Genomic DNA, 12,251 nt, shown 5'->3' on the forward strand with positions numbered 1-12,251 from the left:
TCACACCGCCGACGGGGCGCGGCGGTGGTCGATGATGGGCGAGCGGCGCAGCGTGGGTGCGCTGCCGCGCTGGTCCGGGGCGCGCAGGTCCAGCGCGGCCGGCGGCGGCGCCAGGCTGCGCGTGAAGTGCTGCAGGAAGACCTCGCCGATCGGCAGCGGCTCGGCCACGGCGCAGGCATAGCCGGCAGCCAGCAGGCCCAGGAAGGTCTCGCGGCTGTCGTCGAACAGGGCGACGCGCTGGCCGCGCAGGCCCAGGCCGCCCCAGCTCAGCGCTGCCTCGTGCTGCGGGCCGTCCTCAGCCAGGACGGCGGGCCAGTCGGGCTCGGCGAATTCCTCGTCGGCCGGGGCGCTGGTGCGCAGGGCCTGGACCGCGTCCAGCACCGCGGCACCGGCCTGCGGCACATCCTGGCAGGCCGGCAGCAGCCGCGCCAGCGCGTTGCGCGAGGGCATGGCCTGCATCAGCGGCAGCAGGCGGCGCAGCGCCGCCGTGCCGAAGGCCAGCACCGCGCTGTCGAGGCGGCTGGTGTGGCGGTAGACGAAGCAGGGGTTGTGCAGCGTGGTGGCGTCGGCGAAGTGGCTGTTCCAGGCCAGGCCGGGCTGGCACAGCGACAGGCCGTGCTGGCGCATCAGCCGCAGGCATTCGGCCACGGCCACGGCCTGGATCTCGATGTCATCGTCCCAGGCCATGACCTGGGGCGCGTCCTGCCACAGCGCCGCATGGGCCGTCAGGAAGGCGACGCGCTCGGCCCAGGGCCGGTCGGCGGACAGCGGCCGGTCCATGCGCACGATGCGCCAGGCGGGCGCACCGGCGGGGGCGTCGCCGATCGGTTCGCGCCCTTGCGGGCCCAGCAGGATGACGGCAGGCGCTGTGCTTGAGGTGCTCACTGGACTACCCTCCGCACTGCGTGCTCCGGGATTCGCGCTTGGGAGCGGCCCGGCGCGCTCATGCGACCTCCTGAGGCTGGTTGAAGCGCACGCGGCTGGCGGCGAGGCGGTCGACGATCTGCCGGTCGCGCTCGTCCAGCGCGTGCCACCAGCGCGTGGTGTCGGCCAGGTCGATCGTGGACTTGGCGTAGTCGGGCACCGGCTCGCCCACCGCGCGGAACACGAAGGCCCAGGTGCACAGATAGTTCACCGTCACCCGCGGGTTGCGGGCGCTGCGCAGGCCCTGGGCGCGCAGGCTGCCGGCGTAGATGCGGTCGCCCACCACCGACAGCGGCTTGGGCATCACGCCCCACTGCCCGAGCGTGTGGAAGCTGCCGGGCAGCAGGAAGAAGCAGTTGGTGTCGATGTGGCTGCCGTCGCGGTCGTCCTGGGTCAGGAAGGGCAGCACGCTGCCGTCGTCGCGTGTCAGGCGGCGGCTGGCCACCACATAGTCCAGCTCCTGCGGCGACTGCGCGGCCACGGCCAGGCAGCTCGACACATGGTCGGGCTCCAGCCAGTTGTCGGCGTCGACAAAGGCAATCGCGTCAAAGCCCTCGCTGGCGGCCAGGATGCCGCCGATCGATCGCGGCGTGTTGCCGAAGTCGCCATGGGCACATCCCAGGCGCAGGTGGCGCACCGGCTGAGCGTCGATCCAGTCCTGCGGGTGGCCGTCGGAGACGACGAAGTGCGTGACCGGCAGGTCCTGCGCGGCGACCGAGCGCAGACAGCGCTCGAGCATGGTCCTCGGCTCCTTGTAGTACGGAGTCACGATGGCGGTCTTCATCCGGTTCTCCTCGCGGCGCAATGCCGCCATGGTGCAGGCGGACCGGGCGGCACGAAGCCCGGAAGTAGCGCCGGATCCCGGCGTCTTTCCGGGGTGGGGCTCAGACCGCCGGCTGCGCTGCCAGCGGCGCCGGGGGCAGCCCGGCCTGGGCGCGCTCGGCCATGCGTTCCAGCAGCGCTTCCCAGTCGCGCACGAAACGGTCGGTGTCGAACAGCGGCAGCGACAGGCGGCGCGTTTCCAGGTGCTGTTTCAGCGCGGCCAGCTCGGCGGGCGACTGCGCCAGCGCCGTGGCCTGGTGGACATAGGCGTCTTCGTCGGCGCAGGCCAGTTGCGGCAGCGCGCAGGCATGGACCAGGCTGGCGGCCACGCGCGAGGCGAAGGTGGGCCCCGGCACGGTCAGCACCGGCACGCCGGCCCACAAGGCTTCGCTGGCGGTGGTGTGGGCGTTGCAGGGCCAGGTGTCCAGGAACAGATCGGCGGCGCGCAGCCGGGCGATGTGCTCGGCCAGGCCCAGCTTGGGCGCCCAGAACACCCGCTCGGCGGGCACGCCGCGCTGGCCCAGCTCGCGCGTCAGCACCTCGCGCGCATGCGGATCCCAGGCCAGCATCCACAGCACCGCGCGCGGCGCGCCGTGCAGGATGCGGGCCCACAGGTCCAGCATGTGCGGCGACATCTTGTAGGTCTGGTTGAAGCAGCACAGCACGGCCGCGTCCTCGGGCAGCCCCAGCGCGGCGCGCGAGGGCGCTGGCGGCAGCGCACGCTGGCGGTCGTTGGGCTGGTAGCTGTGCGGCAGCTGGGCGATCTGCTCGCTGTACTGCGGGGCATGGTCCAGCGGCGTGACCACCGGGTCGCCCACCATGTAGTCGATGAAGTCGGCGCCGGTGGTGGCCGGGTAGCCCAGCCAGGCCAGCTGCACCGGCGCCGGCCGGTAGGCCAGCAGCTCGAAGCGGCTGCCGCGGGTGTGGCCCTTGAGGTCGACCAGCAGGTCGATGCCGTCGTCGCGAATGCGCTGGGCGATCGCCTTGTGGCCCAGCAGCGAGACATCGACGAAGTGCTCGCAGGCGCTGCGCACCCGCTGCTCCAGGGCGGTGCCGTCGCTCTGGCTGTGGGAATACAGCGTGACCTCGAAGCGCTCGCGGTCGCGGCGCTCCAGCACCTCGGCCATCAGCGCGGCGGTGGCGTGCTGGTGGAAGTCACTGGACAGGTAGCCCAGGCGCAGCGGGCCGGGCCGGCGCGGGCCGGGCGGCGGCAGCGGGCGGATGTGCTCGGTCAGGCCGCGGGCGCGCAGGGCCCCCATGCGGCGCTGCTGCGCCGGGGTGGCTTCCACCGCCAGCAGGGCGAAGGGCGAGAGCAGCTGGCCCAGCGCCAGGTCGGCGCCGTCCATGGCCTGCAGCAGGGCCGCGGTGTCGGTGTCCAGCGTGGCCCAGTCGCAGGTCTGGCGCTGTTCGTGCACCAGCAGCGACAGCGCCAGCGCGCGCACCGTGGGGTCGTCCAGCGCGATCGCGGTGCGGAAGCACTGCACGCCTTCGTGGCGCAGGCCCAGGTGCATGAAACTCAGTCCCAGGCGGTAATGCGCCAGCGGGGCGTCGATCTTCAGGGCCAGCGCCTGGAAGAAGGCCTGGACCGCGTCGGCATGGCGGCCGGCCAGCAGCAGCGCGTTGCCATGGGCGTTGTGCCAGTCGTGGTCGCGCGGGCTGTCGGGCGGCAGGGCATCGAAGACCTCGGCCGCCTCGGCCGGGCGGTGCGCCTGCACCAGGGCGTCGGCCAGCAGGCGGCGGGCCAGCGGCTGGGCGGGGTCGGCGGCCACGGCTTCCCGGCCGGCGGCGATCGCGGCGTCCAGCTGGCGCAGACCCAGGCGGGCGCGGGTCAGGTTCATCCACAGCAACGCATCGGCCGGGGCCAGGCGGGTGCCGCGTTCGAACTCGGCGGCGGCCTGGGACCAGGCCTGGGCGCGCATGGCGGCCAGGCCGGCGCGACGGTGCGCCTCGGCGCGGTGGGCGGAATGCTTCATGCCACCGCACTGTAGGCAGCGCGGACCGGGGTGTGGCCCGGATGAGACGGCCAAAACGGCCGCGTTTTCAGCCCAGCAGCTCGTGCAGCAGGCGCAGGTTGCGCTCCGCCAGGTGGCTGCCGCGGCCGGCCACCGCGCCTTCCAGGTCGGGGCGCTCGCCGATGGCCAGGCAGCGCTGCCAGGCGGCCTCGATCAATGGCACCAGCTCGCCGGAGCGCGCCGGTTCCTGGGCGGCCCAGTCGAGCAGCAGGTCGCCCAGTGCGAAGAAGAAATCAGGCGAATCGGCCCAGCGCGCCAGTTCGGCCTCGGCCAGCTGCATGGCCTGGCCGTGCCGGCCCAGGCATTTCATCGCATGCAGGCGGCGCACCGCCAGGTCATGCCGCCAGGCCTGATCACCGGGCCGGCGCGCGGCCTGGTCGAAGTCGGCCACCGCCTCGGCCCAGCGGCCGTAGACGTCATGGTCCTTGCCCCGCTGGTACCAGAGGTAGGCATCGTCGGGGTCGGCGGCCAGCGCCTGGTCCAGCAGCCGGGCGTTGCGGCCGGCCTTGCGGGCCAGGGCCTCGCCCTGGTAGCCGTCGTGGCCCAGCTGCAGTGCCAGCCGGCGCACCGGCAGGGCGTGTTGCGGCTGTTCATGCACCCGGCCGACATAGCGCACCGGGCCGGGCAGCACCCGGCTGATCCAACTGGGCACGCTGCCGGCGTCGCCGTCCTGCTGGCTGTCCACACGCACCTGGCCCACAAAGTCCGGCCGCTGCCGGCGCAGCGCGGCCAGGGCCTCGGCGCCGCTGATCAGCCACTCGTCGGCATCGACCACCAGGTGCCAGTCCGCCGCGGCCAGGTCCAGCGCGGCGTTGCGGGCGGCCGAGAAGTCGTCCACCCAGGCGAAGTGCGCCACCCGCGCACCGGCGGCGCGGGCGATGGCGGGGGTGGCGTCGTCGGAGCCGGTGTCCAGCACCAGGCAGTCGTCGACATGCGGGCGCAGGCTGTCGATCGCGCGGCGCAGGCAGCGGGCTTCGTTGCGCGCAATCATCACCAGCGCGATGCGCGCGTGCGTATCGGTCGTCATCCGGCGGACCTTAGGCCTCCAGTGGGGCGGCCGATGCGCCGAAAAGAAGGGCTCGGGGAGGGCAGATCGCCGCCTGGCAGAACTTGAGGCCCGGCGGTCGATTGAAAAAAGATGTGAATCCGCCTCAAGTCCGGCGATCGACCCTCCGAAATGCATCTCACGGCCCCAATCACTGTCCTGCGGGGGCGAATCCAAGGGTCCCAAGGGCCCGTATCTCGAACCCGTTGAAGGAGTCTCATCATGTCTGCAACGATCAACACCAACATCGCTTCGCTCAATGCCCAGCGCAATCTGAATGGCTCGCAAAGCTCGCTGGCCACCTCGATGCAGCGCCTGTCTTCCGGCCTGCGCATCAATTCGGCCAAAGACGACGCCGCCGGCCTGGCGATCGCCGAACGCATGAACGCCCAGGTGCGTGGCATGAACGTGGCCATCCGCAACGCCAACGACGGCATCTCGATGTCGCAGACGGCCGAAGGCGCGCTGTCCAAGGTCGGCGACGCACTGCAGCGCATGCGTGAACTGGCGGTGCAGGCCCGCAACGCCACCAACTCCAGCTCGGACAAGAACTCGCTGGACAAGGAGTTCAAGCAGCTGCAGTCGGAAATCACCCGCGTGCTGGGTGGCACCAGCTTCAACGGCACCAAGATGCTGGGCGCCAACGCCACCGCCATGACCTTCCAGGTCGGCGCCAACACCAGCACCGACGATTCGGTCACGATCACCACCACCGACCTGACGGGCGACACCTCGATCACCGCGGTCACCGGCGGCACGGCGACGATCGACTCGACCGCCACGGCCGGTGCCATCGCCACGGTGATCGACGACCTGGACGCCGCGATCGACACGATCAACGACCAGCGCGCCACCTTCGGTGCCTCGCAGAGCCGCTTCGAGGCGATCATCTCCAGCCTGCAGCAGGGCGTGGAGGCCCAGAGCGCCGCCCGCAGCCGCATCATGGATGCCGACTACGCCCAGGAAACGGCCAACATGAGCCGGGCCCAGATCCTGCAGCAGGCCGGTACCGCGATGGTCGCGCAGGCCAACCAGCTGCCCAGCACCGTCCTGTCGCTGCTTCGATGACGCTGGCCTGGCATCCCTGAACCGGGTGCCAGGCGGCGGGGCAAACGTCCCGGGTTAGCCCCGGCGACCGACGGCTCCCACCAGGAAGGCTCCCGCAAGGGGCCTTCCACAGCTTTTTGTAAAGACACCCTCAAGTTCCGAGAAGACGGCACCGATACCCAGTCCAACGGGATCTGATTCAACAGGTTCCGCGGTCCGGTGAGATGGCCAAGGGTCAGGCAAAGCCGCAAGGCAGCGCCCGATCGGAGGAGCACCTGGCGCTGGGCGTATCGACTGACGCGCCGGTGCTTTACCGGAGACTTCTGGAACCCCTTGTAGGAGTGTCATCATGGCTCAATCCATCAACACCAACGTCGCTTCGCTGAATGCTCAACGCAACCTGAACGGCTCGCAGAGCTCGTTGGCCACCTCGATGCAGCGCCTGTCTTCGGGCATGCGCATCAACTCGGCCAAGGACGACGCCGCCGGCCTGGCGATCGCCGAACGCATGAACGCCCAGGTGCGTGGCATGAACGTGGCCATCCGCAACGCCAACGACGGCATCTCGATGTCGCAGACGGCCGAAGGCGCGCTGTCCAAGGTCGGCGACGCACTGCAGCGCATGCGTGAACTGGCGGTGCAGGCCCGCAACGCCACCAACTCCAGCTCGGACAAGAACTCGCTGGACAAGGAGTTCAAGCAGCTGCAGTCGGAAATCACCCGCGTGCTGGGCGGCACCAGCTTCAACGGCTCGCACATGCTGGGCGGCAACGCCACGGCCATGACCTTCCAGATCGGTGCCAACACCAGCGCCGATGACGTCATCACCGTGACGACCACCGACATGACCGCCGACTCGACGATCTCGGCCGTGACGGGCACCGCCACGATCGACTCGAGCGCCACGGCCGGCGCCATCGCCACCGTGATCGACGACCTGGACGCCGCGATCGACACGATCAACGACCAGCGCGCCGACTTCGGTGCCACGCAGAGCCGCTTCGAGGCCATCATCTCGAACCTGCAGCAAGGCGTGGAATCGCAGAGCGCCGCCCGCAGCCGCATCATGGACGCCGACTACGCGACGGAAACCGCCAACATGAGCCGCGCGCAGATCCTGCAACAGGCCGGCACGGCGATGGTCGCCCAGGCCAACCAGATGCCGCAGCAGGTCCTGCGTCTGCTGCAGTGAACCCGGCCGGGCCTGGCGCCCGGTTCTGATCGTCCCCTCAGCGCCCCGACCGGCACCCGCCGGCCGGGGCGCCCGTGTTTCAGGGGACCGAAGTACCCGTCCAAGTGCCTGCATTTCGCGGCTTTGGCCGGGGGGCAGCCTGTTCAGAATCACTCCAACGCCTCATCCAGCCGGAAGGGGCGTGGTCCGACAAGCACTGCGACGACTGACGCAAGGCACCGAGGGGTGCCGCGGTGGTCCCAACGGTGACGTTGTGCCGGGCTCGTTGGTTCAGGCCATCTCCGGATGGCCGGGGCCGCAAGGCCGGCACTGAGCGCCGGGCGTGGTCGACTTTGAAGAGGTACTCACATGCCACAGACCATCAATACCAATCTCGCTTCGATGAATGCGCAGCGAAACCTGAACATGTCGCAGTCCTCGCTGCAGATCTCGATGCAGCGGCTGTCTTCCGGTCTGCGCGTGAACTCGGCCAAGGACGACGCGGCCGGCCTGGCCATCGCCGAGCGCATGAACGCGCAGGTGCGCGGCATGAACGTGGCGATCCGCAATGCCAACGACGGCATCTCGCTGGCGCAGACCGCCGAAGGCGCGCTGTCCAAGGTGGGCGATGCGCTGCAGCGCATGCGTGAGCTGGCGGTGCAGAGCCGCAACGCCACCAACTCCAGCTCGGACAAGGACTCGCTGAACAAGGAGTTCCTGGAGCTGCAGTCGGAAATCTCCCGCGTGCTGGGCGGCACCACCTTCAACGGCAAGCACATCCTGGGCGCCGATGCGACGATGCTGACCTTCCAGATCGGCGCCAACACGACGACCGACGACGTGATCACCGTGACCACGACCGACATGAAGTCGGCCTCGCAGATCACGCTGGTCACCGGCGCCAGCGCCGCCATCGATGCGGCGGCCACCGCGGGCGACATCGCCACGGTGATCGACAACATCGACGCCGCGCTGGACACGATCAACGACACCCGTGCCACCTTCGGTGCCACGCAGAGCCGCTTCGACGCCATCGTCTCGAACCTGCAGCAGTCGGTGGAGAACCAGGCCGCCGCCCGCAGCCGGATCATGGATGCCGACTATGCGGCGGAAACCGCCAGCATGAGCCGGGCGCAGATCCTGCAACAGGCCGGCACCGCGATGGTGGCGCAGGCGAATGCGCTGCCGCAGCAGGTGCTCAAGCTGCTGGGCTGAAGCCCCTCGCGCCGTGACATGCGCCGCGCAAACGGGCAGGGGCTCGTTGCGCGGCGTTGCACTTGGGGCTCCAGAACAGCCCGACCTCGGCCGATAACCCGACACGAACACCGACAGGATCGACCATGAGCACCATCTCCTCGCTGGGCGTGGGCAGCGGCCTGGATGCCGAGACCATCATCGCCAAGCTGATGTCGATCGAGCATCGCCAGGTCGATCTGCTGCAGACCAAGCAGACCGAGATGAAGTCGCAGCTGTCGACCGTGGGCACGCTCAAGAGCCTGCTGTCGACGATGCAGGACAAGGCCCAGGCGCTGACCTCCACCAGCCTGTGGGGCCAGACCACGGTCAGCAGCAGCGACGCCACGGTCGCCACCGGCACCACCGCCACCGGCACCGCCACCGGCAGCTACCAGGTCACGGTCCAGGCGCTGGCGGCGTCGCAGACGGTCACCTCGACCGCCCTGGCCAGCTCGTCGACCGAGCTCAACGAGGGCAGCCTGACGATCCAGCTGGGCAGCTGGAGCGGCAGCAGCTTCACCGCCAAGACGGGCAGCGCTCCGGTGTCGATCACCATCGGCGCGGGCGACACCAGTCTCAGCGCGATCCGCGACAAGATCAATGCGGCGGGTGCCGGCGTGACGGCGACCATCGTCAATGACGTGAACGGTGCGCGCTTGTCCTTGCGCTCCACCGACAGCGGTGCCGTCAACGGCTTCAAGATCACCGCCGCCGAGACCACTGATGACGGCGACGACGCCACCGGCCTGTCGATGCTGGGCTACGACCCCTCCGTCGGCACGCCACCGATGAGCCTGAACCAGGCCGGCAGCAATGCGCGCGCGCTGATCAACGGCATCCAGGTGGAATCGGCCAGCAACACGCTGAGCAACGTCTCGGACGGCCTGAGCCTGACGCTGAACAAGGTCAGCGCCACGCCGGTGCAGTTGACGGTGGCCACCGACACCTCGGCCATCAAGACCGCGGTCAATGACTTCATCACCGCCTTCAATGCGCTGGCCAGCAACCTGCAGACCAACCTGAAGTACGACAGTGGCACCAAGAAGGCCGGTGCGCTGCAGGGCGACCGCATGGCCGTGAACCTGCAATGGGGTCTGCGCGGCGTGATCAACCAGCCCAGCTCGGCCTCGTCGGTGTTCTCCACGCTGTCGTCGATCGGCATCACGATGCAGCAGGACGGCAAGCTCAAGCTCGCCAGCTCGGACTTCGATGACGCGCTGTCGAACCAGACCGAGCTGAAGAAGATGCTCACCGCCAACACCGGCGTGGCGGGCACCACCGGCTTCATGACCCGCTTCGACGACCTGGCCGCTGCGCTGCTGGACACCGAGGGCTCGGTCACGATGCGCGAGGACGGCCTGCAAAAGGCGATCGATCGCAACCAGAAGCAACAGGACGCGATGGAAGACCGCCTGACGCTGACCGAGAAGCGGCTGCGCGCCCAGTACGAGACGCTGGACACCAAGATGGCCACGCTGAGCACCCTGGCCAGCTACGTCACACGGCAGTTCTCGTCCTGACCCGGCACCGCGACCGGTCGACAGGGGCGCCTCAGGGCGCCCCTGCTGCTTTGGAGCGTCTGTCAAGGGAGCGAAAGCCCGGAAATGGGGCCCACGCGCCGACAGCGGCGGCTTAAGCGCCCCGGAGCCAGGGCCGATAACTGGACAACACCGCCATAGACCGCGCGCCCCGCGGACCCACCACGATGTACCCCGCTGCCATGACCTCTCCCTTCGGCCGCACTGGTGCCCTGGCCCAGGCCTACCGCCGCATCGGCGCCGAAACCAGTGTCGTCGATGCCGATCCGCATCGACTGATCGAGCTGCTGTTCGACGCCTACGTCGACAGCCTGGTGCAGGCGCGCGGCGCGATCCAGGCCGGTCAGACCGAGGCCAAGGGCAAGGCGATCAGCCGCGCCGCCCGCATCGTCGACGAAGGACTCAAGGCGGGCCTGAACCTGGACAAGGGCGGACGCCTGGCGGCCGACCTGCGTGACCTCTACGAATATGTGTCGCTGCGTCTGGTGCTGGCCAATGTGCGCAATGACCTGGCGATCCTGGACGAGTGCAGCCGACTGATCGAGCCGCTGCGCCAGGCCTGGAAGGACATCCGTCCGACCGCCCTCCGTGCCGTGAACTGATGCGCAATTCCTGGCCGGCCAGGGCCGGCGCAGTGGGTGGCCCGAGTGCCGTCCAAGGACCCGAGATCATGAATACCTCCCTGCTCACCTATTACGAGGCCATCGAGAAGGCCAGTGCCGACATGCTGGAGGCCGCCCGCCTGGGCGACTGGGACCAGGTGGTTCAGCTCGAGGGCGCCTGCGCCGTGTTGATCGCCCGCCTCAAGCAGGCCGCGCAGACCGAATCACTGCAGGCCGACGAGGCCCGCACCAAGTCGCGCATCATGCAGCGCATCCTGCTCAACGACGCCGAGATCCGCCACCTGGCCGAGCCCTGGATGGAGGACCTGGACCTGATGATGCGCGGCAAGTCCCGCACCCTGCACTGACGCGCCGGAGGCCAGGCCATGTACGAGGACACCCGACCCGCCGACCTGGGTGATGGCGGCCCCGACGATCCGATGGCGGAGTTCAGGGTCACCTCGCCGCCCGAGGTCCGCAGCCTGCTCAAGGCCCTGATGGACCGCGGCGTCATCGTCAACCTCAACGCCTCGGACGGCAGCGTCTACGGCAGCACGCTGTGGTCGGTCGACGCCGAGCAGCGCCGCATGGCCTTCACCGCCGATCTGGGCTCACCGATGGTGCAGCGCATGGTCGAGGCGGACGAGGTGGCCGCGGTGGCCTACCTGGACAAGGTGAAGCTGCAGTTTGAGGTGTCCGGGCGCCTGCTGGTGCATGGCCGCCAGGCCTGTGTGCTGCAGGCCGACTGGCCCCGTGCACTCTACCGATTCCAGCGCCGCAACGCCTACCGCGTGCGCACGATCGAGCGCATGGCGCCGCACGTGGAGTTCCGCCATCCGGCACTGCCCGAGATGACGCTCAGCCTGCGCGTGCTGGACCTGAGTGTCAACGGCTGCGCGCTGTTCCTGCCCGACAACGTGCCGCCGCTGCAGCCCGGCGTGACGATCCATGCAGCGCAGCTGCAGCTCGAGCCTGGCGAGGGCCTGGCCCTGCGGCTGCATGTCCACCACGTGACCGCCATCCAGCCGGATGCCCGCGGCGTGCGCCTGGGCTGCGAATTCGTCGCCCTGCCGGGCGACGGCGACCGGGTGCTGCAGCGCTACATCGATGCCATCCAGAAGCGCCGCCGCATGATGTCGTTGGATTGAGTCCCCCCGGGCGGGCGCGACGCGCGCGACCTGCCCCTTGACGCGTGAGATCAAGCACCAGGGGCATGGCGGCACCCGCGCCGGCCAGCGCCGGGCCGGTCCACGGCCTCGCGGCGCTCGGCCGGTTCGGCAGGCGAGCCGGGGTCCTCAGGACCCCGTCACGTCCGGCCTCACCCAAGCGTCCGGCCGGCGCAGCCCCCTCGGGGGGGCGAGTCCGGACGTATCGTGTCCGGCGGACGCGATGCGCCTGACGAGCGGGTCGGCCGCAAGGCCGGCCGCGGCCTGCAAGGCACGGGCGGTACCCCGCCCGTGGGGGCCAACACAGTTACACCTGCATGTTCATGACGTCGGTGTAGGCCTGGACCATGCGGTTTCGGACTGACAGCACGGCCTGGAAGCCGAGCTGCGACTTCTGCATGGCCACCATGGTCTGCTCCAGGCTGACCGTGGGGTTGTCCAGCTGCAGTTCGCGCTGCAGGCGACCGGTCTCGTTCTGGGCGTCGCTGACCTGGCGCAGCGCCTGGGCCATCGCATTCTGGAAGCCGCCCTTGTCGACCGCGGTGGTGCTGCCCACGGCCGCCGGTGCGCTGACCGCACGGGCGCGGGCCAGCGGCTGGCCGTCCGGGCCCATGCCGGCCTTGGCCAGGGCCTGGTTGAAGTCGAAGGGTTTGAGTTTCAGGTCCATGCGAGCAGCCTCCTCGGCGAG

Annotated in this window: 12 protein-coding genes; 7 read left to right on the forward strand and 5 right to left on the reverse strand. The window is 69.8% G+C overall.

All coding sequences use genetic code 11. The features are described 5' to 3' along the window. From KAK03_RS04425 to KAK03_RS04440, 4 genes are all read right to left on the reverse strand, one after another. Nucleotides 1-885, reverse strand: a complete 885-nt coding sequence (locus tag KAK03_RS04425) for a hypothetical protein (protein WP_210851973.1) — start codon at nt 883-885, stop codon at nt 1-3. A 58-nt stretch (nt 886-943) separates the two neighbouring features. After that, entirely contained in the window at nt 944-1,708 is a 765-nt protein-coding gene (locus tag KAK03_RS04430; protein ID WP_210851974.1) for a glycosyltransferase, read from the reverse strand. 100 nt (nt 1,709-1,808) lie between these two features. Beyond that, a complete protein-coding gene (locus KAK03_RS04435) occupies nt 1,809-3,719 on the reverse strand; it encodes an O-linked N-acetylglucosamine transferase, SPINDLY family protein (protein ID WP_210851975.1) in 1,911 nt (636 codons plus the stop codon). A 67-nt stretch (nt 3,720-3,786) separates the two neighbouring features. Next, nucleotides 3,787-4,785 carry a glycosyltransferase gene (locus KAK03_RS04440; protein WP_210851976.1) on the reverse strand — a complete coding sequence of 333 codons (999 nt, stop codon included), beginning with the start codon at nt 4,783-4,785 and terminating at the stop codon, nt 3,787-3,789. 240 nt (nt 4,786-5,025) lie between these two features. Between KAK03_RS04440 and KAK03_RS04445 the strand changes: the two genes are divergently transcribed. From KAK03_RS04445 to KAK03_RS04475, 7 genes are all read left to right on the forward strand, one after another. Next, the gene (locus KAK03_RS04445; RefSeq protein WP_210851977.1) at nt 5,026-5,871 is read left to right on the forward strand and encodes a flagellin N-terminal helical domain-containing protein; all 846 of its coding nucleotides are present in this window, start codon (nt 5,026-5,028) and stop codon (nt 5,869-5,871) included. Between the two features lie 328 nt (nt 5,872-6,199). Next, complete coding sequence (locus KAK03_RS04450) at nt 6,200-7,042, forward strand: flagellin domain-containing protein (RefSeq protein WP_210851978.1); 843 nt, start codon at nt 6,200-6,202, stop codon at nt 7,040-7,042. A gap of 348 nt (nt 7,043-7,390) precedes the next feature. Beyond that, nucleotides 7,391-8,236: a flagellin N-terminal helical domain-containing protein gene (locus tag KAK03_RS04455; protein WP_210851979.1), complete on the forward strand. Its 846-nt coding sequence runs from the start codon at nt 7,391-7,393 to the stop codon at nt 8,234-8,236. Nucleotides 8,237-8,361: 125 nt separating this feature from the next. Next, nucleotides 8,362-9,777 (forward strand): flagellar filament capping protein FliD, encoded by a 1,416-nt coding sequence (fliD, locus tag KAK03_RS04460; protein ID WP_210851980.1) that lies wholly within the window; start codon nt 8,362-8,364, stop codon nt 9,775-9,777. A 200-nt stretch (nt 9,778-9,977) separates the two neighbouring features. Further along, nucleotides 9,978-10,397 carry a flagellar export chaperone FliS gene (gene fliS, locus KAK03_RS04465; RefSeq protein WP_247660927.1) on the forward strand — a complete coding sequence of 140 codons (420 nt, stop codon included), beginning with the start codon at nt 9,978-9,980 and terminating at the stop codon, nt 10,395-10,397. Nucleotides 10,398-10,465: 68 nt separating this feature from the next. Then, on the forward strand, nt 10,466-10,765 hold the full coding sequence (locus KAK03_RS04470; RefSeq protein WP_210851982.1) for a flagellar protein FliT: 300 nt from the start codon (nt 10,466-10,468) through the stop codon (nt 10,763-10,765). Nucleotides 10,766-10,783: 18 nt separating this feature from the next. Then, entirely contained in the window at nt 10,784-11,545 is a 762-nt protein-coding gene (locus tag KAK03_RS04475; RefSeq protein WP_210851983.1) for a flagellar brake protein, read from the forward strand. A 325-nt stretch (nt 11,546-11,870) separates the two neighbouring features. Here KAK03_RS04475 and fliE read toward each other — a convergent pair whose 3' ends face one another. Then, on the reverse strand, nt 11,871-12,230 hold the full coding sequence (fliE, locus tag KAK03_RS04480) for a flagellar hook-basal body complex protein FliE (RefSeq protein ID WP_210851984.1): 360 nt from the start codon (nt 12,228-12,230) through the stop codon (nt 11,871-11,873). Nucleotides 12,231-12,251: the final 21 nt, after the last annotated feature.

The sequence above is a fragment of the Ideonella alba genome, from assembly GCF_018069845.1.
Classification (GTDB): Bacteria; Pseudomonadota; Gammaproteobacteria; order Burkholderiales; family Burkholderiaceae_C; genus Ideonella; species Ideonella alba.

Bases quoted from the DNA above. Each gene is read 5' to 3' on its own strand.
- KAK03_RS04430 (WP_210851974.1), bottom strand. From the start codon at position 1,708: ATGAAGACCGCCATCGTGACTCCGTACTACAAGGAGCCGAGGACCATG.
- KAK03_RS04435 (WP_210851975.1), bottom strand. From the start codon at position 3,719: ATGAAGCATTCCGCCCACCGCGCCGAGGCGCACCGTCGCGCCGGCCTG.
- KAK03_RS04440 (WP_210851976.1), bottom strand. From the start codon at position 4,785: ATGACGACCGATACGCACGCGCGCATCGCGCTGGTGATGATTGCGCGC.
- KAK03_RS04445 (WP_210851977.1), top strand. From the start codon at position 5,026: ATGTCTGCAACGATCAACACCAACATCGCTTCGCTCAATGCCCAGCGC.
- KAK03_RS04450 (WP_210851978.1), top strand. From the start codon at position 6,200: ATGGCTCAATCCATCAACACCAACGTCGCTTCGCTGAATGCTCAACGC.
- KAK03_RS04455 (WP_210851979.1), top strand. From the start codon at position 7,391: ATGCCACAGACCATCAATACCAATCTCGCTTCGATGAATGCGCAGCGA.
- fliD (WP_210851980.1), top strand. From the start codon at position 8,362: ATGAGCACCATCTCCTCGCTGGGCGTGGGCAGCGGCCTGGATGCCGAG.
- fliS (WP_247660927.1), top strand. From the start codon at position 9,978: ATGACCTCTCCCTTCGGCCGCACTGGTGCCCTGGCCCAGGCCTACCGC.
- KAK03_RS04470 (WP_210851982.1), top strand. From the start codon at position 10,466: ATGAATACCTCCCTGCTCACCTATTACGAGGCCATCGAGAAGGCCAGT.
- KAK03_RS04475 (WP_210851983.1), top strand. From the start codon at position 10,784: ATGTACGAGGACACCCGACCCGCCGACCTGGGTGATGGCGGCCCCGAC.
- fliE (WP_210851984.1), bottom strand. From the start codon at position 12,230: ATGGACCTGAAACTCAAACCCTTCGACTTCAACCAGGCCCTGGCCAAG.